Annotated in this window: 18 protein-coding genes; 14 read left to right on the top strand and 4 right to left on the bottom strand. The window is 69.7% G+C overall.

All coding sequences use genetic code 11. The annotated features are described in order from the left end of the window. Positions 1-216: 216 nt before the first annotated feature. Positions 217-717: a transcriptional regulator gene (locus tag MJ797_RS16525; RefSeq protein WP_239335805.1), complete on the bottom strand. Its 501-nt coding sequence runs from the start codon at positions 715-717 to the stop codon at positions 217-219. Positions 718-1,091: 374 nt separating this feature from the next. Here MJ797_RS16525 and pyrR point away from each other — a divergent pair, with 374 nt between their 5' ends. The 12 genes from pyrR (at position 1,092) to metK (ending at position 15,380) form a co-directional block, all read left to right on the top strand. Continuing rightward, complete coding sequence (gene pyrR, locus MJ797_RS16530; RefSeq protein WP_255739073.1) at positions 1,092-1,688, top strand: bifunctional pyr operon transcriptional regulator/uracil phosphoribosyltransferase PyrR; 597 nt, start codon at positions 1,092-1,094, stop codon at positions 1,686-1,688. A gap of 91 nt (positions 1,689-1,779) precedes the next feature. Next, on the top strand, positions 1,780-2,700 hold the full coding sequence (locus MJ797_RS16535; RefSeq protein WP_239335836.1) for an aspartate carbamoyltransferase catalytic subunit: 921 nt from the start codon (positions 1,780-1,782) through the stop codon (positions 2,698-2,700). A 61-nt stretch (positions 2,701-2,761) separates the two neighbouring features. Continuing rightward, on the top strand, positions 2,762-4,105 hold the full coding sequence (locus MJ797_RS16540) for a dihydroorotase (RefSeq protein WP_239335806.1): 1,344 nt from the start codon (positions 2,762-2,764) through the stop codon (positions 4,103-4,105). Beyond that, the gene (locus tag MJ797_RS16545) at positions 4,102-5,121 is read left to right on the top strand and encodes a hypothetical protein (protein ID WP_239335807.1); all 1,020 of its coding nucleotides are present in this window, start codon (positions 4,102-4,104) and stop codon (positions 5,119-5,121) included. Before MJ797_RS16540 ends, MJ797_RS16545 begins: the two co-directional genes overlap by 4 nt. 191 nt (positions 5,122-5,312) lie before the next feature. After that, a complete protein-coding gene (gene carA / locus MJ797_RS16550) occupies positions 5,313-6,404 on the top strand; it encodes a glutamine-hydrolyzing carbamoyl-phosphate synthase small subunit (protein ID WP_239335839.1) in 1,092 nt (363 codons plus the stop codon). A 79-nt stretch (positions 6,405-6,483) separates the two neighbouring features. After that, the gene (gene carB / locus MJ797_RS16555; RefSeq protein WP_239335816.1) at positions 6,484-9,930 is read left to right on the top strand and encodes a carbamoyl-phosphate synthase large subunit; all 3,447 of its coding nucleotides are present in this window, start codon (positions 6,484-6,486) and stop codon (positions 9,928-9,930) included. Between the two features lie 32 nt (positions 9,931-9,962). Continuing rightward, on the top strand, positions 9,963-10,709 hold the full coding sequence (pyrF, locus tag MJ797_RS16560) for an orotidine-5'-phosphate decarboxylase (protein WP_239335817.1): 747 nt from the start codon (positions 9,963-9,965) through the stop codon (positions 10,707-10,709). Between the two features lie 261 nt (positions 10,710-10,970). Next, positions 10,971-11,288: an integration host factor, actinobacterial type gene (gene mihF / locus MJ797_RS16565; protein ID WP_239309958.1), complete on the top strand. Its 318-nt coding sequence runs from the start codon at positions 10,971-10,973 to the stop codon at positions 11,286-11,288. A 513-nt stretch (positions 11,289-11,801) separates the two neighbouring features. Continuing rightward, positions 11,802-12,347, top strand: a complete 546-nt coding sequence (gene gmk / locus MJ797_RS16570) for a guanylate kinase (protein WP_239335818.1) — start codon at positions 11,802-11,804, stop codon at positions 12,345-12,347. A 177-nt stretch (positions 12,348-12,524) separates the two neighbouring features. Then, the gene (gene rpoZ / locus MJ797_RS16575; protein ID WP_239335819.1) at positions 12,525-12,809 is read left to right on the top strand and encodes a DNA-directed RNA polymerase subunit omega; all 285 of its coding nucleotides are present in this window, start codon (positions 12,525-12,527) and stop codon (positions 12,807-12,809) included. Then, positions 12,806-14,143, top strand: coding sequence for a bifunctional phosphopantothenoylcysteine decarboxylase/phosphopantothenate--cysteine ligase CoaBC (coaBC, locus tag MJ797_RS16580; protein WP_374582401.1), 1,338 nt, complete (start codon positions 12,806-12,808; stop codon positions 14,141-14,143). The genes rpoZ and coaBC overlap by 4 nt, the downstream gene beginning before the upstream one ends. A 40-nt stretch (positions 14,144-14,183) precedes the next feature. After that, positions 14,184-15,380: a methionine adenosyltransferase gene (gene metK, locus MJ797_RS16585; protein WP_239335821.1), complete on the top strand. Its 1,197-nt coding sequence runs from the start codon at positions 14,184-14,186 to the stop codon at positions 15,378-15,380. Between the two features lie 183 nt (positions 15,381-15,563). Here the strand turns inward: metK and MJ797_RS27015 are convergent, their stop codons facing one another. Further along, positions 15,564-15,689 (bottom strand): hypothetical protein, encoded by a 126-nt coding sequence (locus MJ797_RS27015; protein ID WP_255739076.1) that lies wholly within the window; start codon positions 15,687-15,689, stop codon positions 15,564-15,566. A gap of 665 nt (positions 15,690-16,354) precedes the next feature. Beyond that, positions 16,355-17,782 (bottom strand): ATP-binding protein, encoded by a 1,428-nt coding sequence (locus MJ797_RS16590; RefSeq protein WP_239335822.1) that lies wholly within the window; start codon positions 17,780-17,782, stop codon positions 16,355-16,357. Positions 17,783-18,600: 818 nt separating this feature from the next. On the opposite strand from MJ797_RS16590, the gene MJ797_RS16595 reads away from it, so the two are divergent. After that, entirely contained in the window at positions 18,601-18,906 is a 306-nt protein-coding gene (locus MJ797_RS16595; RefSeq protein ID WP_239312698.1) for a hypothetical protein, read from the top strand. A 66-nt stretch (positions 18,907-18,972) separates the two neighbouring features. On the opposite strand, the gene MJ797_RS16600 is transcribed toward MJ797_RS16595, so the two are convergent. Next, positions 18,973-20,241 carry an ATP-binding protein gene (locus MJ797_RS16600; protein WP_374582403.1) on the bottom strand — a complete coding sequence of 423 codons (1,269 nt, stop codon included), beginning with the start codon at positions 20,239-20,241 and terminating at the stop codon, positions 18,973-18,975. Between the two features lie 189 nt (positions 20,242-20,430). On the opposite strand from MJ797_RS16600, the gene MJ797_RS16605 reads away from it, so the two are divergent. After that, on the top strand, positions 20,431-22,446 hold a 2,016-nt coding region (locus MJ797_RS16605; protein ID WP_239335830.1), incomplete at its 3' end, for a primosomal protein N'.

A 22,446-nucleotide genomic window follows, 5' to 3' on the forward strand; every position in this document is an offset into this window, starting at 1 on the left:
GACGCCGCGCCCGTTGTTGCTGGTCGCTCTCAGCCAGGGGGAAAATCCCGGTCGTGACCGGCGAGATCCGGCCCAGGGCTGATCCCGGCCTGGTCCGCCGGATGCCGAGCCTCCGGCGGACCACCCTCGCGTGCTGGAGCCTCGGAGCCGGATCGCGCTCTTGGCGAGCCTCCGGCCGCGCGAAAGGAACCATGCTCGCGCGGCCTCTGGCGCGCCCTAGGCGGACTCGCTGATGCCGACTTCCTGATTCTGGTCGGGGCTCAGCACCCCCCACGAGACAAGCTGCTCGGTGAGCTTGCTCGGTGAGGTGTCGTAGATGACGGCGAGAGAACGCAGGTCCTCATAGCGGATCGAGAGCACGCGGCCGTTGTAGTCGCCGCGTTGGCTCTGAATGGTTGCCGCGTAGCGGGCGAGCGGGCCGCCCTGCTCCTTGGGCACCTGGGAAAGACGCTCCAGGTCGAGGACGATGCGCGGCGACTGCTCGAGTGGAGCCACGGTCGAGCCTTCGGGGAGGAGTTCTCCCACCGGGACGCCGTAGAACTCGGCAAGTTCGGACAGGCGTTGCACCGTAACGGCGCGGTCTCCGCGTTCGTAGGAGCCCACGACGACAGCCTTCCACCGCCCGTGCGACTTCTCCTCGACGCCATGAAGCGAGAGCCCCTGCTGGGTGCGTATTGCGCGCAGCCGAGTACCGAGCGCCTTCGCATAGTCGGACATCGGAGTGCCCACTCCCGTCGTGGTCGATCAGTTGGAACCGGGGCTCTTGCCGCCGGTGGTTACCCATAGTAGTCCCGGGCCGGTTGCGGCTCGACACCAGGGGGGTCGTGTTGGCTCTTTCTTTGTACCACTTTCTGTAGTACTCCGATCGCGCTAGGCGCTACAGCTATGGGAACTTCCCCACAAAGGACTGTTCATGCGCGTCGGGTTCTAAGGTTGTAACGTGCAGTGACAATCTAGTGCGTCAAAGAGCGTGCGGTCGTGGTTCCTTTCGCGTACCCGCAGCTCGAAGGGCTTGTGCGGGTGCCTGATACCGTCATCCGAACCGCTCCTTTAAGGGCCGTCCAGTGAGGCGGGGAAGGAGGGACACCGTCATGGCCACGACTGTCACGGGTGGATCCTTGCCCGGTCCGGAGGCATCCGGCCAGGGCACTGTTCGTACGGTCCTCTCCGGCGCGGACATCGGCCGGGTGCTCACCCGGATGGCGCATCAGATCCTGGAGAAGACCTCCGGCGGTGCCGGCGTCGTGCTTCTCGGTATCCCCACCCGGGGGGTGCCGCTGGCGCACCGGCTTGCCGCCCGGGTCCGCGCGGTGGAAGGCATCGAGCTCGGGGTGGGTTCGCTCGACCCGACCATGCACCGCGACGATCTGCGGCTTCGAGCGGTCCGTCCGCTCGAGGTCACCGACCTTCCCGACGGGGGGATCGACGGCTCGACGGTGATTCTCGTCGATGACGTCCTGTACTCAGGGCGCACGGTGCGGGCGGCTCTCGACGCACTGGCCGAGTTCGGCCGGCCCCGGGTGGTGCAACTTGCGGTCCTGGTGGACCGCGGCCACCGGGAACTGCCGATCCGGGCCGACTATGTGGGCAAGAACATGCCGACCTCCCGCCAGGAGGTGGTAGCGGTCCGTCTCGTCGAAACCGACGACCGTGACGCGGTGATGATTGTTTCGGAAGGGGCGGGTTGATGAATGGCCTCGCCCGCGGGTGGCGGCGGCATTCTCGGCCGGCCCGCGGCGCCCGCACCCGCTGGCAGATGCCGGCCAGGTGGGTCGTGTGATGCGTCATCTGCTTTCCACGGAAGATCTTGGTCGGGATGACGCCCTGCTCGTGCTCGACACGGCCGAGTACATGGCGACCGTCGCGGACCGGTCGGTCAAGAAACTGCCGACCCTGCGCGGTCGTACGGTGGTCAATCTGTTCTTTGAGGACTCGACCCGGACCCGGACGTCGTTCGAGGTCGCGGCCAAGCGGCTGTCCGCTGATGTAATCAATTTCTCAGCCCGCGGCTCGAGCGTCTCCAAGGGAGAAAGCCTCAAGGACACCGCGCTCACCCTCGAGGCGATGGGCGCGGACGCGGTGGTGTGCCGGCATCCGGCCAGCGGGGCTCCGCGCCGGCTTGCCGGGTGGGTGCGCGGCAGCGTGGTCAACGCCGGGGACGGCACCCATGAGCATCCGACCCAGGCGTTGCTCGACGCGTTCACCATCCGGCGCCGGCTCGGTCGTCTCGACGGCCTGTCCGTCACGATCGTCGGCGACATCCTGCACTCTCGGGTGGCCCGGTCCAACATGTGGCTGCTGTCGACCCTGGGAGCGGCCGTGACGGTGGTCGCCCCGCCCACGCTGGTGCCCGTCGGGATCGAGCGATGGCCGGTCACGGTCTCCTACGATCTGGACGCGGTGCTGCCCAAAAGCGATGTCGTCATCGTGCTGCGGGTCCAGCGGGAGCGGATGACGGCGGCGTTCTTCCCCACGGAGCGGGAGTACACCCGCCGGTACGGCCTGGACGCCGACCGGCTCGCGGCCATGCCGGCGTCCGCGCTGGTGATGCATCCGGGGCCGATGGTGCGTGGCATGGAGATCGCCTCGGATGTGGCCGACTCGACCCGCTCGACAGCGGTCGAGCAGGTCGCCAACGGCGTAAGCGTGCGGATGGCTGTTCTTTACCTGCTGTTGGGCGGTACCAGGGAGGTGGCATGACCGTGCTCTCGGTGGTCTGTGCCGCCGCACTCCCTACGATGTTCGTTCTGGAGGCCGCTTCATGACGCAACGCGTTGACGCCGCCGTGCGGGATCCGCTGGACAGCGGCGGACGCTGGCTCCTGCGCGGTGTCCGGCCGCTCGGTGGGGCCGCGGTGGACATGCTCCTGGACGGCCCGGTGCTGGCCGAGATCGGGCCGGCGCTGTCCGCGCCCGGCGCGAACGTCCTCGACGCGGACGGTCTGATCGCGTTGCCCGGGCTGGTGGACCTGCACACCCATCTGCGCGAACCGGGCCGGGAGGACGCCGAGACGGTCGCCTCGGGCACCCGGGCGGCGGCACTGGGCGGTTTCACCACCGTGTTCGCGATGGCCAACACCGAGCCGGTCGCGGACACCGCCGGGGTGGTGGAACAGGTGTGGCGGCTCGGCCAGGCCGCCGGGCACTGTGATGTGCGCCCGGTCGGCGCGGTCACCGAGGGGCTGCGCGGTGCCCGGCTCGCCGAACTGGGCGCGATGGCCTCGTCGGCGGCGGCCGTCCGGGTGTTCTCCGACGACGGCAACTGTGTGTCCGACGCGGTGCTCATGCGCCGGGCACTGGAGTACGTCAAGGCCTTTGACGGGGTGATCGCCCAGCACGCTCAGGAACCCCGGCTGACCGAGAACGCGCAGCTGAACGAGGGTGTCGTGTCGGCACGGCTCGGCCTGCCCGGGTGGCCGGCCGCCGCCGAGGAGGCGATCATCGCCCGGGACGCGCTGCTGGCCGGGCATGTGGGCTCGCGGCTGCATGTCTGTCACGTCTCGACCGCGGGCTCGGTGGAGATCCTGCGCTGGGCGAAGTCCAAGGGCTGGCGGGTCACGGCCGAGGTCACCCCGCACCATCTGCTGCTCACCGACGACCTGGCCACCTCCTATGACCCGGTCTACAAGGTCAATCCACCGCTACGGACCGCCGCCGACGTCGAGGCACTGCGCGCCGGGCTGGCCGACGGCACCATTGACTGCATCGCGACCGATCACGCTCCCCACGCCCCGCAGGACAAGGAGACGGAGTGGGCTGCCGCCCGTCCCGGCATGGTCGGCCTGGAGACCGCGCTGTCGATCGCGATCATGGTTATGGTGGAGCCGGGGCTGCTGGACTGGGCAGGGCTCGCCGACCGGATGGCGGGCGCCCCGAGCCGGATCGGCGGCCTGCCCCATGCGTCGCGGGACGTGGCCGCGGCGCTGCGCCCAGGCGCCGCGGCGAACGTCGTCCTGCTTGATCCGGCGGCCCGCTGGACGGTGGATCCACACGCGTTCGCCAGCCGCAGTCGCAACACCCCCTACGCCGGCCGCAGCCTGCCTGGACGTGTCCAGGCCACATTCTTGCGGGGGCGTCCCACCGTGCTTGACGGGAAGATCGTATGACCGACCATCTCACCTTCGCCGCTTCGCTCGTCACCGTCGCCGACGGTCTTGCCGGTACGGCGCCGCAACGCGGTCCCGACCGCCTGGGCCTGCATCTGCTGTTCGCCCTGGGCTGTCTGCTGCTGTTCGTGGCCGCGGTCGGCGGGATGCGCCGGACCTGGCGTCACCGCGCCGAGCGGCAGGAGGAGGACCTCCCCGATCTGCCCGTGGTCCCCGGCCAGACAGGTACCGTTCTCACCGCGCCGCTCAAGGGCCTCTATCTGGGGACGGTCGATGCCGGGCACTGGCTTGACCGCATCACTGCCCGGGGGCTCGGCGGGCGCGCGGACGCGTACGTGACCGTCTACGAGCACGGGATCCAGGTGGACCGCACGGGCAGCGAGCCGTTCTGGATCCCGCGGGATGCCGTCCGCGGCGCTCGGCTGGAACGGGCACACGCCGGCAAGGTCGCCGGTGCCGGGCGCATCATCGTTTTGGCCTGGTCGTTCGGCGGTCATGAGCTGGAGACCGGCCTGCGCGGGGACGACCGGGCGCGCCAGCCCAAGGTGGTGCGCGCGGTGCACGGCCTGATCGGGCCGGCCCCAGGGCCCACCGACGGCGAGGTCACCAGGCCGCGGCCGGTGGGCCGGGCGGTGTCACGGCTGCGTCCGCGAACGGCTGGCCAGGGGCCGGAGAGCACTCGCCCAGTCCCGCCCGCGGCCGGTGATGGCGTGCCACCGGCCCGCTCACCCGGCGCGCTGGGTAACAGCCCACCGGTGCTCGGCCCCGCCACCGTGCCGGGTGCGTCCCGGCCAGCGGGCACCTCCCCGATACCCGTCGTGACCCGCGCGCCCCGCTCCGCTGACCCTCCCGGGCCACGCGGGGGGCCGGGAGGCGCCTACCCACCGGGCTCCCGGCCCGGCCCGGCCGGTGCCGGTAAGGACGGCTCGGGGTACTCCGCCAACGCGGCCCAGGTTGATCCCCTCACGTCCCCGCTGGGAGATGTCGTCCGGAAGATGAAAAAGGACATCTGGTGAGCGGGAGCGGGAGCGGGAGCGGGAGCGGGAGCGAGAGCGCGTCGAATGATGTGGGGAGCGGGCCGTCGCGGCGAACCGCCAGCGCGGTGAACTGGGACGAGGCGGGTCTTCCCGGCGGCGTGGGCGATCCGGCGCGATCGGCGGCGCTCGAGGACGGGGGCACCGGGCCCCGGGCCCACGCGGTACGCCTGATGCTTGAGGACGGGCGCGGTTTCGTCGGTGAGGCCTTCGGGGCGGTGGGGGAGGCCTTCGGCGAGATCGTCTTCGCCACCGGCATGACCGGCTACCAGGAAACGCTGACCGATCCGTCCTACCACCGCCAGATCGTGGTCATGACCGCGCCACACATCGGCAACACCGGCATGAACGACGATGACGACGAGTCATCAAAGATCCATGTTGCCGGGTTCGTGGTTCGTGACCCAAGCCGGATCGCCTCCAACTGGCGGTCACGCCGCACTCTGGACGACGCGCTGGTGGCCGCCGGAGTGGTGGGCATCAGCGGTGTCGACACCCGGGCGCTCACCCGCCATCTGCGGGAACGTGGCGTGATGCGGTGCGGGATCGCCGATGCCGGGCAGGACGCGGGCGCCCTGCTTGAGTCGGTGCGCGCGAGCCCACGCATGGCCGGCGCGGACCTGGCGCCGGAGGTCAGCACCCGGGAGCCATACGTGGTGCAGGCCGCGACCGGTACGCCGATGTTCAGGGTTGCCGCGCTCGATCTGGGCATGAAGCGGTCGACGCCGTCGGCGCTGTCCGCGCTCGGGTGCCAGACGCACGTCCTGCCGGCCCGCGCCGGTGGCGAGGCCCTGCTCAACCTCGCCCCGGACGGGGTGTTCCTGTCCAACGGCCCAGGCGATCCCTCGACCGCGGACTACGCGGTCCAGGCCGTGCGCCGGGTGCTCGACGCCGGGATTCCGGTCTTCGGGATCTGCTTCGGCAACCAGGTGCTCGCTCGGGCGCTGGGTTTCGACACCTACAAGCTGACCTATGGCCATCGCGGGGTGAACCAGCCGGTTGCCGACACCGCGACCGGGCGGATCTCGGTGACCAGCCACAACCACGGTTTTGCCGTCAGGGCACCGCGTGACCGCGTCACCGACACGCCCTACGGGCGGGTCGAGGTCAGCCATGTGGCGCTCAACGACGGTGTGGTGGAGGGCCTCGCCTGCCTGGACGTGCCCGCCTTCAGCGTTCAGTTCCATCCGGAGGCGGCGCCCGGCCCCCACGACGCCCACGATCTGTTCGAGCGGTTCCGCGATCTGATGGCGGCTTCCCGGTGAGCGCCGGGGCAGGATACAGCGGGCCGGATGCTCCCGCGCAGGCGTACGCGCGGGGATGCCGATGGGAGGTCAGGCACTGATGCCGCGGCGAGAAGATCTGAGCAGCGTGTTGGTCATCGGGTCCGGGCCGATCGTCATTGGCCAGGCCTGCGAGTTCGACTACTCCGGTACCCAGGCCTGCCGGGTGCTGCGCGCGGAGGGCCTGCGGGTGGTGCTGGTCAACAGCAATCCTGCCACGATCATGACCGACCCGGACCTGGCGGACGCCACCTATGTGGAGCCGATCACGCCGGACATGATTACAAAGATCATCGATCGGGAGCGGCCCGACGCGCTGCTCGCGACGATGGGTGGCCAGACCGCGCTGAACGCCGCGGTCGCGCTGCACGACTCCGGTGTCCTCGACCGGTACGGCATCCGCCTGATCGGCGCGAACATCGACGCGATCCGGGCGGGGGAGGACCGCCAGGCGTTCAAGGACATCGTCGCGTCGGTCGGTGGTGAGACCGCGCGCAGCGCCATCTGCACAACGACCCAGCAGTGCCTCGACGCCGCCGAGGAGTTCTCCTACCCGGTTGTGGTACGCCCGAGCTTCACCCTCGGCGGCGCCGGCAGCGGTTTCGCGCACGACGCCGGTGAACTTCGCCGGATGGCCGCGGACGGCATCGCCGCGAGCCCGTCCTCGGAGGTGCTCGTCGAGGAGTCCGTCCTCGGCTGGAAGGAGTTCGAGCTCGAGCTGATGCGCGACCGCGCCGACAACGTGGTTGTGGTCTGCTCGATCGAGAACATCGACCCGATGGGCGTGCACACCGGCGACTCGGTGACAGTGGCACCGGCCATGACGCTGACCGACCGGGAGTACCAGCGGATGCGGAACATGGCCATCGCGGTCATGCGTGCCGTGGGTGTCGACGCGGGCGGCTGCAACATCCAGTTCGCGGTGGACCCGGCTACCGGGCGGCTCGTCGTGATCGAGATGAATCCCCGGGTGTCCCGGTCGTCAGCCCTGGCGTCGAAGGCCACCGGATACCCGATCGCGAAGATATCGGCGAAGCTCGCGCTCGGGTACACCCTTGACGAGATCCCCAACGACATCACCCGCACCACACCGGCGGCGTTCGAGCCGGCGCTGGACTACGTGGTGGTGAAGGCACCCCGGTTCGCCTTCGAGAAGTTCCCCGGCGCGGACCCGACACTGACCACCACGATGAAGTCGGTCGGGGAGGCCATGGGGATGGGGCGGAGCTTCGCGGAGGCGCTGCAGAAGGCCCTGCGGTCGTTGGAGCAGCCCAGCGCGGTGTTCTCCTTCGCCGGTGACGAGCCCGCGACGGTCGATGAGCTGCTGGGCCGTGCCCGCGTCCCGCATGACGGGCGGCTGCGCACGGTGCAGCGGGCGCTGCGCGCCGGCGCGGACCCGGCCCAGGTCACCGAGGCGACCGGCATAGATCCCTGGTTCGTCGAACAGATCGCCAACCTCAACGAGATCGCTGAGACCATCAGCCGCGACTCCGCCGGGATCCTGCGGGCCAAGCGCGCGGGGTTCTCCGACGCGCAGCTCGCCGAGATCCTCGGGACCAAGGAGGACGTGGTCCGCACGTTCCGGCACCGCGCCGGCATCCGGCCGGTCTACAAGACGGTCGACACCTGCGCGGCCGAGTTCGCCTCGGCCACGCCCTACCACTACTCGTCCTATGATTCCGAGACCGAGATCGTCGCCAGCGACCGGTCGCGGGTCATCGTCCTGGGCAGCGGGCCGAACCGGATCGGGCAGGGCATCGAGTTCGACTATGCCTGCTGTCACGCGGTGATGTCCCTGTCGGCGGCCGGTTATGAAACGATCATGATCAACTGCAATCCGGAGACGGTGTCCACCGACTACGACACCGCCGACCGGCTCTACGTGGAGCCGCTCACCGTCGAGGACGTCCTGGAGGTCGTCCACGCCGAGCGGCAGGCCGGCCCGCTGGTCGGCGTGATCGTCCAGCTTGGCGGCCAGACTCCGCTGGGCATCGCGGCATCGCTTGCCGCCGCTGGCGTCCCGATCGTCGGGACGACCCCGCGCGCGATCCACCTAGCCGAGGATCGTGGCCTGTTCGGCCGCGTGCTCGCCCGAGCCGGGCTGCCCTCGCCGCTGCACGGCGTGGCGACGTCCTATGCCGAGGCGCGGACGGTGGCCGACCGGGTCGGCTACCCGGTGCTGGTGCGGCCGTCCTATGTGCTCGGCGGGCGCGGCATGGAGATTGTCTACGACGACCAGATGCTGCGCTCCTACATCGAGCGGGCGACCGAGATCTCCCCCGAGCATCCGGTCCTGGTCGACCGTTTCCTCGACGACGCCGTCGAGATCGACGTGGACGCCCTCTACGACGGCACGGATCTGTACCTGGGCGGCGTGATGGAGCACATCGAGGAGGCGGGGGTCCACTCCGGGGACTCGGCGTGTGCCCTGCCACCGATCACGCTGGGCCGTGCCGACCTGGAGCGGATCCGTGAGTCCACCCGGCTGATCGCGGACGGAGTCGGGGTGCGGGGCCTGCTCAACGTCCAGTACGCGATGCAGTCCGACGTCCTGTATGTCCTGGAGGCCAATCCGAGAGCGTCGCGCACCGTCCCCTTCGTGTCGAAGGCGACGGCCGTGCCGCTGGCGAAGGCCGCGGCCCGGGTGATGGTCGGCGCGACCATCACCCAGCTGCGCGCGGAGGGGCTGCTGCCGCGGCACGGCGACGGCGCGACACTGCCGATGGACTCCCACATCGCGGTGAAGGAGGCGGTGCTGCCCTTCGGGCGGTTCCGGGACGCCAGCGGCCACGGGGTGGACACCGTGCTCGGGCCGGAGATGAAGTCCACCGGTGAGGTCATGGGGATCGACGCGGGCTTTGGCACCGCCTACGCCAAGTCGCAGGCCGCGGCCTACGCGTCACTGCCCACCTACGGCCGGGTGTTCGTCTCGGTGGCCAACCGGGACAAGCGCGCGATGATTTTTCCGATCAAGCGGCTCGCGGACCTCGGGTTCGTGGTCTATGCCACCGAGGGAACCGCGGAGGTGCTGCGCCGCAACGGAGTGAAGGCGGTTGTGCTCGGAAAGCACTCGGCGCCGGACTCCGGCCTGACCGACTGCGTTGAAATGATCAATTCGGGTCAGATCAACCTTGTGATCAACACGCCGTGCGGTGTCGGCCCGCGGCTGGACGGATACGAGATCCGGACGGCGTGTGTGACGACCGGCGTGCCCTGCATCACCACCATCCAGGGCGCGGCCGCCTGCGTGCAGGGTATCGAGGCCCTGGTACGCGGCGAGATCGGGGTGATGCCGCTGCAGAGCTTCCACGCGGACCTGCACGCCGCCTGGGCCGATCGGGACCGGTCCGGCGACTCCGATGGTGCCGCCGCCCGGGGCTCCGTCCCCGCCGGCCTCCAGCCCGTGGATGCCCGGCCCGCTGACGCCCATGCCCACGGCGACCAGGGGGCGACCGGCCGAGCCACGACGGCCACGACGGCAGCCACGACGACCGGGCTGACGGGCTGACGGGGACCCGCGGGCCTGACGGGGGTGGTGAGATGACGAGTCTGCCGGGGGCACGGCTGGCCGCCTGGACGTCGCGACCGCCGCTGGCGGTTGCGCTGGACGTGCCCGACGGGCCGCGGGCGCTACGGCTGGCCCGCGCGGTGGCACCGCACGTCGCCGTTGTGAAAGTCGGTCTGGAACTGTTCTGCCGTGAGGGACCCGGCATCGTGACCGCCCTGTGGGACGTGGTCGGGGGTGATCCAGGGCCGGCTGAACGGGACCGGATCGGTCTTTTCCTCGACCTCAAGCTGCATGATATCCCCCACACGGTGGCTGGGGCGATGCGGTCAGTAGCTCCGCTCGCCCCCCGGTACGTAACCGTGCATGCGGCGGGAGGCACGGCGATGGTGCGGGCGGCAGTGGACGCCGCGCCGGATGTCGAGGTCGCCGCGGTCACCGTGTTGACCTCCCTGGGCGCTGCCGACCTCGCCTCGGCCGGGTACGGTGAGCCGCCCGCCGGTGTCGTCCGCCGCCTTGCGGCGCTGGCTGTTGCCGCTGGTGCGCGGGCCGTGGTGTGCAGCCCGCGTGAGGTGTCAGAGGTGCGCGCGGAGGTTGGAAACGGTGTGACTCTTATCACTCCTGGAGTTCGAGCGCAAGGTATGAATCTCGACGATCAGGCGCGTATCGCAACGCCCGCGGCGGCGTTGGGAGCGGGTTCCGACCTTCTTGTGGTGGGGCGCCCGATCATTACATCGAGTGATCCAGGGGCTGCCGCGGCTCGGTTTGTGACCGGTAGTTGACACCGTCACGGTGCCGCTGACCTGGTGTGACGTCACACAGGCCCCGGTTGGGACATCTCGAGGCGATCTGCCCGGTACGGTGGGTCCGCGAGCGACCGAAAGCAAACAGTACGGCGCGGGCAACGCGATTCATCCGGACATCCGGGCACGGTCTTGTGGACAATAGTCCGTGGATGTACCCGTGCTACCGACTGGACCGAGACGCCCGTTACTCGCTAGTTTGCGCGGCGCCGCGATCACCCGAAAGAAGGAGGCGTACCCGTGCCCCTGCCGCCCCTGACGCCCGAGCAGAGGGCTGCTGCCCTCGAGAAAGCTGCGTTGGCGCGTAAGCAGCGTGCAGAACTCAAGGAGCGGCTCAAGAAGGCGGAAGTGTCACTCGCGTCCGTCCTTGAGAGAGCCAACACCGATGAGGTCATTGGAAAGATGAAGGTGGCTGCTGTTCTCGAATCCCTGCCCGGCGTCGGTCGTGTCCGCGCCACCAGGATCATGGAGCGGCTCGCGATCAGCGACAGCCGTCGGCTGCGAGGCCTTGGCGCCAAACAGCGTGCCGCGCTGGTTCAGGAGTTCACCAGCTCCTGAGCACTGACAGCGTTCGGCGAGGGTGTGCCGCACATCCTCCGTCGTGGGTTCGGTGCGGTGTCCCGGTAATGGTGGAACCTCGCGCCGCCGGGCCGCCGTACCGGCTGTTTTCCGGCCTTTGGCTGGGGTTCACAGTTCAGGAAGAACCCCATCATGGATGGCCTGACTAACCAGGTAAGTCAACCAACTCGACAGGGCACCCGATGGAAGCGCCGGTGACGATCGGGGCTTCGGCGGTGTGAAAGTGCGTAGGCGTGCGCCCTTTGGCCACGACACCGGCGGCCAAAGAGCATGTGATCTTGACTTTTTCGCATGCTCGGAGGCCTTGAGGATGACTAAGAGCGCCCGAGGATAGGGCGTTCGATCAGTGAGCGGCTCATCCGCGCCCGATCCGGCAAGACGGCGGAGGAAGGCGCCCTGGGACTGGGCGCCGACTGACGACAACGTGGCCGGGCGGGATGCGGGGAGCCGCGAGCCGGACAGTCCTATCCTCGGGCGCTCTAAGGTGTGTTGATGCGGCTCACTGTTCTGTCTGGCCCCTCCGGCGTCGGGAAGGGAACCGTCGTCGCCGAGGTGCGCCGGCGTCATCCCGAGGTCTGGGTTTCGGTCAGCTGTACGACACGCGCCCCCCGGCCGGGTGAGACCGAGGGGGTGGAGTATCGCTTTGTCGACGCCGAGGAGTTCGCGTTAATGGTCAAGACGGGCGAGCTGCTGGAGCATGCGATGTTCGCGGGGCATGCGTACGGGACGCCGCGCGCGCCGTTGGAGGCGCGGCTGGCCGACGGGGTGCCCTGCCTGCTGGAGATCGAGCTGCAGGGCGCCCGCCAGGTGCGTTCGACAATGGCCGGCTCCCGCTTCGTCTTCCTCGCCCCGCCATCCTGGGAGGAGCTGGTCCGCCGGCTCGTCGGCCGGGGCACGGAGCCGCCGGAAGTGATCAGGCGGCGGCTCGACCGGGCACGTATCGAGCTCGCCGCCGAAGCGGAGTTCGACGAGGTCGTCGTCAACGACGACGTGACAGCGGCAGCGGCCCGCCTGGTGTTCTTGACAGCCATGAGCTGACGCCTGTCGACTGGCTGCGGGAGAACTGTTCTACGCTGTGGGCACTACCGTTGTGAACCGAGGCCCACGGGGCCGCCGTGAACCGCGCCCAACCGGTTCTCCACCGCCCCGGCCAACTCCAATCATGATGGCGGCTCGCCGTGAGCTGGCCGCCCCCGCGTTTTCCGGAAGGACACCGTGTCCGGCACTGTCGCAGAGCCTGAAGGCATCACCAACCCACCGATCGACCAGCTCCTGGAGGCGACCGACTCCAAGTACAGCTTGGTGATCTACGCCGCGAAGCGGGCCCGCCAGATCAACGCCTACTACTCGCAGCTGGGCGAGGGCCTGCTGGAGTACGTCGGTCCGCTGGTGGAGACGGCCAGCGCGCAGGAGAAGCCGCTGTCCATCGCGCTGCGTGAGATCAACGCCGGTCTGCTGACGCACGAGACCGTCAGCGAGCCGTTGCCACCGGTCTCCTGAGCAGCCTGGAGCCGGGCGCGCCTCCGGCGCCGTCCGCGCGTCGCCCGCGCGTCGTGCTGGGTGTGTCCGGCGGGATCGCGGCCTACAAGGCGGTCGAGGTACTTCGCCAGCTGACCGAATCCGGGCATGACGTCCGGGTCGTGCCGACCGACTCGGCGTTGCGGTTCGTCGGTGAGCCGACCTGGGCGGCGCTGTCCGGCCATCCGGTGTCGACCGGCGTGTGGGCTGGCGCGGCCGAGGTGGCGCACGTGTCACTGGGGCGTGAGGCCGATCTCGTCCTGGTTGTCCCGGCCACGGCTGACCTTCTCGCACGCGCCGCGACCGGGCGCGCGGACGATCTGCTCACCGCCACCCTGCTCACGGCGCGCTGTCCGGTCGTGTTCGCGCCGGCGATGCACACCGAGATGTGGGAGCACCCGGCGACCCGGGCCAATGTGGGGACGCTTCGGGCGCGAGGCTGCGTGGTCATTGATCCGGCGGTCGGCCGGCTGACCGGCGCGGACTCCGGTGCCGGCCGGCTCCCGGCACCGGCGGAGATCGCGTCGCTGGCGCGGGCGGTGCTGGCGCGGGCAGGATCAGCCGCCAACGCCAACGCCAACGGTACGGACCCGGCAGCCGGGCTGATGCCGGACCTGACCGGGTACCGGTTCGTGATCAGCGCCGGTGGTACTCGCGAGCATCTGGACCCGGTCCGTTTCCTCGGCAACTCCTCGAGTGGCCGCCAGGGCTACGCGTTGGCCACCGCGGCGCTCTCCCGGGGCGCGCGGGTTGTCGTGGTGGCGGCCAACGTGGCTCTTCCGGAGGTGGCGGGAGCCCACACCGTCCGAGTGGTCTCGGCCGCGCAGCTGCGGGCCGCCGTGCACGCGGAGGCGGCAACGGCCCACGTGGTCATCATGGCGGCGGCGGTCGCCGATTTCCGGCCCGTCACCCGGGCGGCCCATAAGATCAAGAAATCGGATGGCGACCCGGAACCCGTCGCGCTGGTCCGTAACCCGGACGTCCTGGCCGAACTGGTTGCCGCGCGCCAGCCGGGTCAGCTGCTCGTCGGTTTTGCCGCGGAGACCGGCGGGCCAGGGGCTGATCTTCTCGATCTCGGCCGGGAAAAACTCGCCCGTAAGGGAGCCGACCTGCTCGTGGTCAATCAGGTCGGTGACGGGCTCGGGTTCGAGGTCGAGGACAACGCGGCGGTGGTGCTCGGCTCGGACGGCACCGAGACGGTGATCGGACGAACCAGCAAGGATCTTCTTTCGCACCGGGTGCTCGACCTGGTCACGGCGCGACTCGCGCCCGCGGATGGCCCCGTTACCGCTGTATCCGACAGTACCCGTCGGTAGACTTCGTCGGAATCGACTGGATCTCCCAGGGGGTCAGAACGTGGCGATGCGCCTGTTTACTTCCGAGTCCGTTACCGAGGGGCATCCGGACAAGATCGCTGACCAGATCAGTGACTCCATCCTCGATGCGATGATTAAGGATGACCCGTACAGCCGTGTCGCGGTCGAAACAATGATCACGACTGGTCAGGTCCATGTCGCGGGCGAGGTCACCACAGACACCTATGTGGATATCGCGGCTGTTGTCCGGGAGCGTGTTCTCGAGATCGGCTATGACTCGTCCAAGAAGGGTTTTGACGGCGCTTCCTGCGGCGTCAGCGTGTCGATCGGCTCGCAGTCACCCGATATCGCCCAGGGCGTCGACACCGCTCACGAGACTCGGATCGGCGGCTCGAGCGACGACGAGCTGGACAGGCAGGGTGCCGGCGACCAGGGACTGATGTTCGGCTTCGCCTGTGACGAGACGCCTGAGCTGATGCCGATGCCGCTCGCGCTGGCGCACCGGCTCGCCCGCCGCCTCGCCGCCGTCCGCAAGGACGGCAAGGTCGGCTACCTGCGTCCAGACGGCAAGACCCAGGTCACCATCGAATACTCGGCCGGTCGCCCGGTCCGGCTGGACACTGTGGTCGTCTCCACCCAGCACGCGGCCGATATCGATCTTGACACCCTGCTCGCGCCGGACATCGCCGAGTATGTCGTCGCCCCGGAGCTGGCCGCGCTTGAGATCACCACGGCGGGGCACCGGTTGCTGGTGAACCCGACCGGCCGGTTCGAGGTGGGTGGTCCCATGGGAGACGCCGGTCTCACCGGACGTAAGATCATCGTTGACACCTATGGTGGTATGGCCCGTCATGGCGGTGGCGCGTTCTCCGGCAAGGATCCGTCCAAGGTCGACCGCTCGGCCGCGTACGCGATGCGCTGGGTCGCCAAGAACGTGGTCGCAGCCGGGCTCGCCCGCCGCTGCGAGGTCCAGGTGGCCTATGCCATCGGCAAGGCACAGCCGGTCGGCCTGTTCGTCGAGACCTTCGGGACCGGCACAGTGCCCGACGAACAGATCCAGGACGCTGTGACGACCGTGTTCGACCTCCGGCCGGCTGCGATCATCAGGGACCTGGACCTGCTGCGGCCCATCTACACCCAGACCGCCGCCTACGGTCACTTCGGCCGTCCGGAGCTCGACTTCACCTGGGAGTCGACATCGCGCGCGGACAACCTGGCGGCAGCAGTCCGCGGTTAGCGCGTGCCCGATGGATGGGGTTGATGTGGGCGCCGGTCCGCGCGATCGACGATCCATCAGGCCCGCCTGAGAGCGACCGGCAGCAGCGGACGACGCGGCATCGCGTTGCGGGTGCGCCCTGCGCGTCGCTCGCGTCATCGCTCCCCATCCATCGACGACGCTGTCGCTACCGGCCGGGGCCGGTCAGCCGGCCGGGATCGCCGACGGCCAGCCGTCCTGCAGATAGACGGTGTGTCCGGTGCGCAGCGCGTCCACGCAGGCGCGGATGCGCCGGGCCACCCGCGGAAGAAGGAGCCGGTCCCACTCCACAGGGCCACACAGCTGCCAGGCGGTCAGCCCTGGGTCCAGGGCCTGGCCCTCGCCGACCCCCTCAGCTACGCCAGCGAAGGACTCCGCGCAGCCGTCACCAACCCAGCCCCACCTCAGCCTCCTGATCGTCTACCCCGTTCTGGCCACCGCCACGGGCCTCCTCCTCTGGCAGGCCACCCGCCTCTTCATCCGCCGCGCCATCAGCTGACGATCCGCCCGTAAATAGGCAGTGTTGCATCTGATGCAACATTCGGCAGTTTCTGTGATTGCGCTGCGGCAGTGCGTTTCGCGCCCGCCCGGTCCGCCGGAGCGCTCAGCTTCCAGCCGCCTGAGCTGCGGTGATGGGTCGGTTGTTGCATTGGGTGACGCGATGTTGCCTCGAGTTCTGTCGGCGCACCGCCGGTCCCGGAGCTGACCGTCGCCAGCTGGCTCGAACAGCAGGGGATGACGCTCACCGGCGACGTCCCACGGGCCGACCCCGGGCCGGCCGAGGTCCCCGACGACATCGTCGCCTGATCTGCCAGCACCACCAGCAGAACCGACCAGGGCCGCCAAAGGGCTGCAGGAGCCGGCCGCCCGCGATGCCGAGAAGCACCGGATCGGTCCCAGATCATGACTACCCCAAGGGGTAGAACCGATCACGTCGGCACTACGCGCGAGACGCGTTACTGGTCCGTGGGGCGGTAGAAGGTCCGTCGTCCCCGTCCGCCTTCCTGCATGACCAGGCCGCGGTCGCGTAGCGCGCGGAGGATTCTGCGAACATACTGGGCGGTCACGTTGAGCTCGGCCGCCAGGTCGTTCGCGGTCTCGATGCCGTCATGGATCGCATCGAGTACCCGCTGCTCGGCGTGAGTGAGGACCGGTCTGGTCGGGCTCTGATGGAGAACCGCGGTGAACCGGATGCCGTTGTCGATGTAGTGCGCCGGCGGCAGGCCCTGGGCTGCGAGCGCCTCCGTGATCGTGGGGATTCCGGTCGCCAGCGCTTCGATGACCCGGGCGCCGGTCCTCGGGGACCGCACATATTGGCAGATATCGACAAGACGGGCGTTGCGCGCCGAGGTCACGTAGTCGCGGCCCAGCCGATCGATGGTGATTCCGTATAGCCCGCCGGGGTTCGCCACCACGAGGCGATCCCGGCGCAGTCGCACCTCGATGGCGATGCCGGCGGACCAATGATCGAGATCCCGGTGGACTAGCGCGTTCGCGACCAGCTCCCGGAAGGCGATGAGTGGATAGACGGGCCGGTCGTGCACGGTGCCATCGGACAGGGAGACGATCGTGGTGTCGAAGGTGCGCCCGGCCCATTCCAATGCGGCATCGAGCATCCGGGGGATGGCGCCACTCATGGAGGCCTGGCTGCGTGCGCGCGTCCCCGCGGGATCGGACGGCAGCGGGTCGGCCGCTGCCCGGATGGAGTAGCGCGGGAACCACTGCTGCGGATGCACGCCAAGCGCGAGCAGGCCGGCGACCGTCGGCTGTCCGCCATCGACGGTCACGCCGGCACGGCGGAGGAGCTCGTCATCATCGCCGAAACGGCCTACTCCCATCGGGTCGCGATGGCGCACTTCGGCGAGGAACCCGTCAACCAGTTCTGGATCGAGGTCATCGTGCGTCGCGTCCTGGACGGGAGCGCGGTCGAAGCGGGGCTCCTGACGAGCGGCGAGGAAAGCCTGTTCCTCCAGCTGGCTGAGCGCGTAGTCGCCGTCGTACGCGCGGATGTAGGCCACACCGCTTCCACCGACCCGGCAGGGCTTCATCGATAGGTCACACTCGTGCACCCGCGCCAGGACGAGCGTCCTGCCCTCGGACACCGCATCGTCGATGGTCAGGCGGACTGGCGGTGTGAACGTCCGAGCCTTGTCGGCTAGTCCCTGCTTGAGCTTCTGCGGATCCGGCAGGCGGACCGGCCGGAAGTCGTTTCGCTCGTCGAGGCCGAGCAGGATCGTGCCGCCTCCGGGCTGGTTGGCGAGCGCGCTGAGCGTTGGGGCCAGGGAGTCTGGCAGCCCGCCCTCAGCCGACTTAACCTCCACGTTGGTCGAGTCACCGCCGGCCGCGCGCAAGGTCTCGATGATCTGACCCACATCTTGGACCATGTCTCAAATGAAACCACAGAGCGGGAGCATTTGGGGTCGGCACGGCGGTGACGGGTTGCGCCGCACCCAGATCTGCTGGGCGGGCGCTGCACGTCCGTGGGCGTCCACGCGCTCGGAGGGCGGATTCTCGCTGGTCGCAGGGGTAGAAGGCAGTCCGCAGCCAGACCGGTCGCTCGGTTTCACGGTGGGCGGGCAAATGCTACTCGGCAGGTTCATTTGAGTTTCGTTTGGCCTTCGGTGGGGTCCCATGTTGATGCCCTCTCTGCCAAGCTGGTTTGAGACAGAACGATCAGTCCGTCGGGTGTGGCGAGTAGGGAAGGGCTGTACGACACGCACATCGGTAAATGGCGCCGGGCGCGGGACCGGGGTGCGCTGGGTGCGACGGTCGCGCCCAGGCCGGTTAAGAGCGCCCGGCAATAGGGGCGTGGATCAAGGAGCGGGGTTGGGGTGCGTGCATCGCGAGGCGGCGGAGGGAGTCACCCTGGTGCTGGGTGGCGACCGACGACAACGCGGCGAGGTGCGTGCCCCAGCCCCGCGACGCCGCGTCCCTATTGCCGGTCGCTCTAAGGCGTCGCCGGAGTCGGCGGAGAACCGGCGGTTGAAGGCCGCAACAGTCAACCGGCCAACATCAGGACCACAGCCGTCGCGCGGCCGGCCTCAAATTCTCATACGAAAGGGTGGCGGCCACGCCGCCCTGTTTGCTCTTGCCACAGGTTGGTCCCTCCGAGACGACGAGGGACCATGACGCGGATGGGAGAGGAATGGTCCGAAGCCGTGAGGACCGGCAGCTCTATGAACCAGCGGCCGGGAGGAGGGCAATGCCGATCAAGCCCGCCCGGATTCCTTCTTCCCTTTTCCGCCCGGTCTTTCTGGACTGCCCGACAACACGTCATTCATGGTCAACGTCACAGGATCCTGATCGGCATATCGCCCTGCTCACCACACCCGACAGACTGATCGTTCTGTCTCAAACCAGCTTGGCAGAGAGGGCGGCTGCGGTGGTCCTGGTCGTACCGACGCGGGCGCAGCTGTTCGGCTTCCAGCTCGCCGCCGAGCGGCATGCGTCGAATCAGCTGCTGTGCCGACATCGCCGCTCGAAGATTGTCCCTGTGTTCGCGTGCTGACGATACTACTCACGGTCACGAAGGCTGCAGGTCGCTTGCCGGACGTCGACGTACACAGGCGCCGTGTCAGGGGGCCCATAGGCGGTCGACTGGCATGACATGGAGACGGTCTTCGAAGGTGTAGGACCGTGCGCCGAGGTAGAGAATCACGCCGGCCAGGAATGCGTTGCCGGTGGCGTCGCGGAGCTTGCGAAGTGGGGTGAGGTCCGAGCCGGGAACCCGGCCGGCGGCTTTGACCTCGAACGCGACCAGCATTCCGTCGTCGCGTTCGACGACGAGGTCAACTTCGTCACCGTCCCGAGTCCGCCAGTGGCCGGTCCCGCTGACCCAGTCGGCCCAGGATGCTTGTTTGAGGAGCTCACCGACGGCGAACGTCTCCAGCAGGTGCCCGAATTCGGTCAGCGCGGCTGGGCTGCGGGCGGCCAGCTTCTGCGGTGTCAGGCGCAGCAACCGCGCCGCAACCCCGGAGTCCAGCATATGGATCTTCGGCGAAGCCGTGGACCGGGCAATGAGGGTGGTGCTCCAAGCAGGGAGACGGTAGAGGAGGAACACTGCTTCCAGCAGGCGGACGTAGCTGTCGGCGGTCCTGTGGTCGAGCCGGGTTCCCGCCGCCGCGCTGGTGATGTTGAGAATCTGCGCGGTCTGGCCGGCCAGCCTCCCGAGCAGCGCCGGCAGGGCCGCAGCCTGGCGGATGCTACTGAGTTCCTGGACGTCGCGTTCGACGCTGAGGCGGACGTAGTCGTCGAACCAGCGCCCCCGGGAGGCAAGGCTGGCGCGGCCAAGCACCGGTGGGAACCCGCCGGTCACGACTCGGTCGATGTACTCCTCGCGTGTCGTCGTCGACGGCGGGGTGCTGACGGCGTTGACCGGGTCGGCGAAAAGGTCATCCAGCAAATGTTCGTGGACCCCGGCGACCTCCCCCTGAGAGAGCGGGTAGACGGGCAGGCGGTGCAGGCGGCCGGTGAGGGCTTGGGCGGCACGGGGAAGTGCTTCGTGCCGCGCCGAACCGGTCAGCACGAAGCGCCCAGGCCGGCCATCCCGGTTCAGCTCGGCTTTGATCGCGTCGAGGACGAGCGGGACATGCTGATACTCGTCTATACAGACCGGGGATGGCCCGGCGACGAACGTCCCCGGATCTCTGGCGACCGCATCCCGGACAGCGACGTCGTCCAGGTCGACGATCTCGGCTCCCCTGCTGGCGGCCAGGCCCCGCAGCAGGGTGGACTTACCCACCGACCGGGGACCCTGGAGCAGGACCACGGGTTCCTCGGCCAGCCGGCTCTCGATGACGGGAAGCAGACGCCGCTCGACCAGTCCCCGCAGCGGCGTACTCACCGCTCGATGATAGTTGACCTCCACATTTGCCAGCCACTCAGTTCCAGATCTGCCAAAGGCTGAGCTCCAGATCTGCCGGCCACGTAGTTCCAGATCTGCCAGTCCCTGTGGCGTGCAACGTGATGGATAGGGCCGCTGAGCGCCCGTCCGCGGTCGGGCCTGTCAGCGGTGCCTGGTACTAAACCAGGTATGCCCGAACAGCCTGGCGTACCCCGCCCAACAGTGAGCGCCAGGACGGTCCGGGGCCCGGCGCGGGCCACCGGTCCGGGTGCGCTGGAGCCAGCGGGCGACCTGCCGGTCGCCAGGGTAGTGGTGGACGTGCCACATGCTCATCTGGACCGGTTGTTCGACTACACGGTGCCGGCGCGGTGGGCGCAGGCCGCGGTCCCCGGCGCGCGGGTCCGGGTTCGCTTCGCCGGCCGGCTCGTGGACGGGTTCATCCTCCACCGGTGCGAGCGGTCGGAGCACACCGGCACGCTCACCTTCCTGAGCCGTGTCGTGTCGCCGGAGCCGATCCTTGCACCCGAGATCGCGGAACTGGCCCGGACGGTGGCCGACCGCTATGCCGGGACCCTTGCCGACGTGCTCCGCCTGGCGGTCCCACCCCGGCATGCCCGGGTGGAAAAGGAGCCGCTGCCGGCTACCGACCCGCCAGTTGCCGACCCGCCGGCTACCGATCTGCCGTCTGGTGACCTGCCGGCGGGCGCCTGGTCGCGGTATCCGGAGGGCGAACGGATGATCGCCGATCTGGCCGCGGGCGGCAGCCCCCGGGTGGTGTGGTGGGCACTGCCCGGGCCGTCCTGGCCCGCGATGGTGACCGCGGCCGCCGCCGCCACGGTCCGGTCGGCCCGGGGCGTCCTGATCGTCGTCCCCGATCACCGCGACATCGACCGTGTTGCCGACGCGATGCGGGGTGTCCTCGGCGCGGCCGGTTTTGCCGCGCTCAGCGCTGATCTCGGCCCGGCCGAACGGTACCGCCGCTTCCTGGCCGTCAGGCGGGGGAGCGCACGGGTCGTGGTGGGCACCCGCGCGGCTGTGTTCGCACCGGTCCGGGACCTTGGCCTGATCGTTGTCTGGGACGACGGGGACGATCTGCACGCCGAACCCCGCTCTCCCTATCCCCACACCCGTGACGTCGCGGTGCTGCGCTCCCGGCAGCAACGGGCGGGGCTGCTCATCGGCGGGTGGTCGCCGTCGGCCGACGCGCAGGCACTGGTTCGCGTCGGCTGGGCGGGTGCGCTGGTCCCGCCGCGGCCGGTGGTGCGGGCCGCGGCCGCCCGGGTGGAAGCCACCGGTTCGGACTTCGAGGAGGCCAGAGATCCAGCGGCGCGGGCCGCGCGGTTGCCGTCGCTCGCCTGGCGGGCGGCCCGGGAGGCGTTGGCCACCGGCGCGCCGGTCCTCGTCCAGGTGCCGCGGCGCGGGTACCAGCCGTCGCTGGCCTGCGCGGGCTGCCGCCGGCCAGCCCGGTGCGGCCGTTGCCAGGGGCCGCTTGGGCGCCCGAGCGGCGCCGGACCGCCGGCCTGTAACTGGTGTGGACGCCCCGCCGTTGATCTCACCAGCCGGCCGTCGGCGGAGGCCGCCGGATGGCGGTGCCCGTCCTGTGAGGACGCGCGGCTGCGGGTGACCGTCGTCGGCGACCGGCGGACCGCCGAGGAACTCGGGCGCGCGTTCCCGGGCGTTACGGTCCGCACGTCCGGCCGGGACGGCGTGCTGGCGACGGTCGCGGCGGCGCCCGTTCTGGTGGTGTCCACGCCGGGCGCCGAGCCGCTCGCCGACGGCGGCTACGGCGCGGTCCTGCTGCTCGACACCTGGGCGTTGCTCGGCCGCACGGACCTGCGTGCGGCCGAGGAGACCCTGCGGCGGTGGTGCGCGGCGGCGGCGCTGGCGCGGCCGGCCGCCGACGGCGGCCGGATCATCGTCACCGCCGATGTCGGCCTGGCGGTGGTGCAGGCGCTGACCCGCTGGGACCCGGGCTGGTTCATCCATCGTGAGCAGGACGAACGTGCGGCCCTCGGCTTTCCGCCAGCGACCCGGATCGCCGCTGTCGAGGGCGCCGCCGGCCCGGTCGCCGAACTGATCGCGGCCGCTGAGCTCCCGGCCGGCGCCGATGTGCTCGGCCCGGTTCCGGTGGCTGGGCCAGGCGGGCCAAGTGGGCCGGGCGGCCGCGGCACCGGCACCGGCCCCGGTGCCGCGGCCGGGCAGTCC

This window comes from Protofrankia sp. CiP3 (assembly GCF_917627345.1).
Lineage (GTDB): Bacteria > Actinomycetota > Actinomycetes > Frankiales > Frankiaceae > Protofrankia.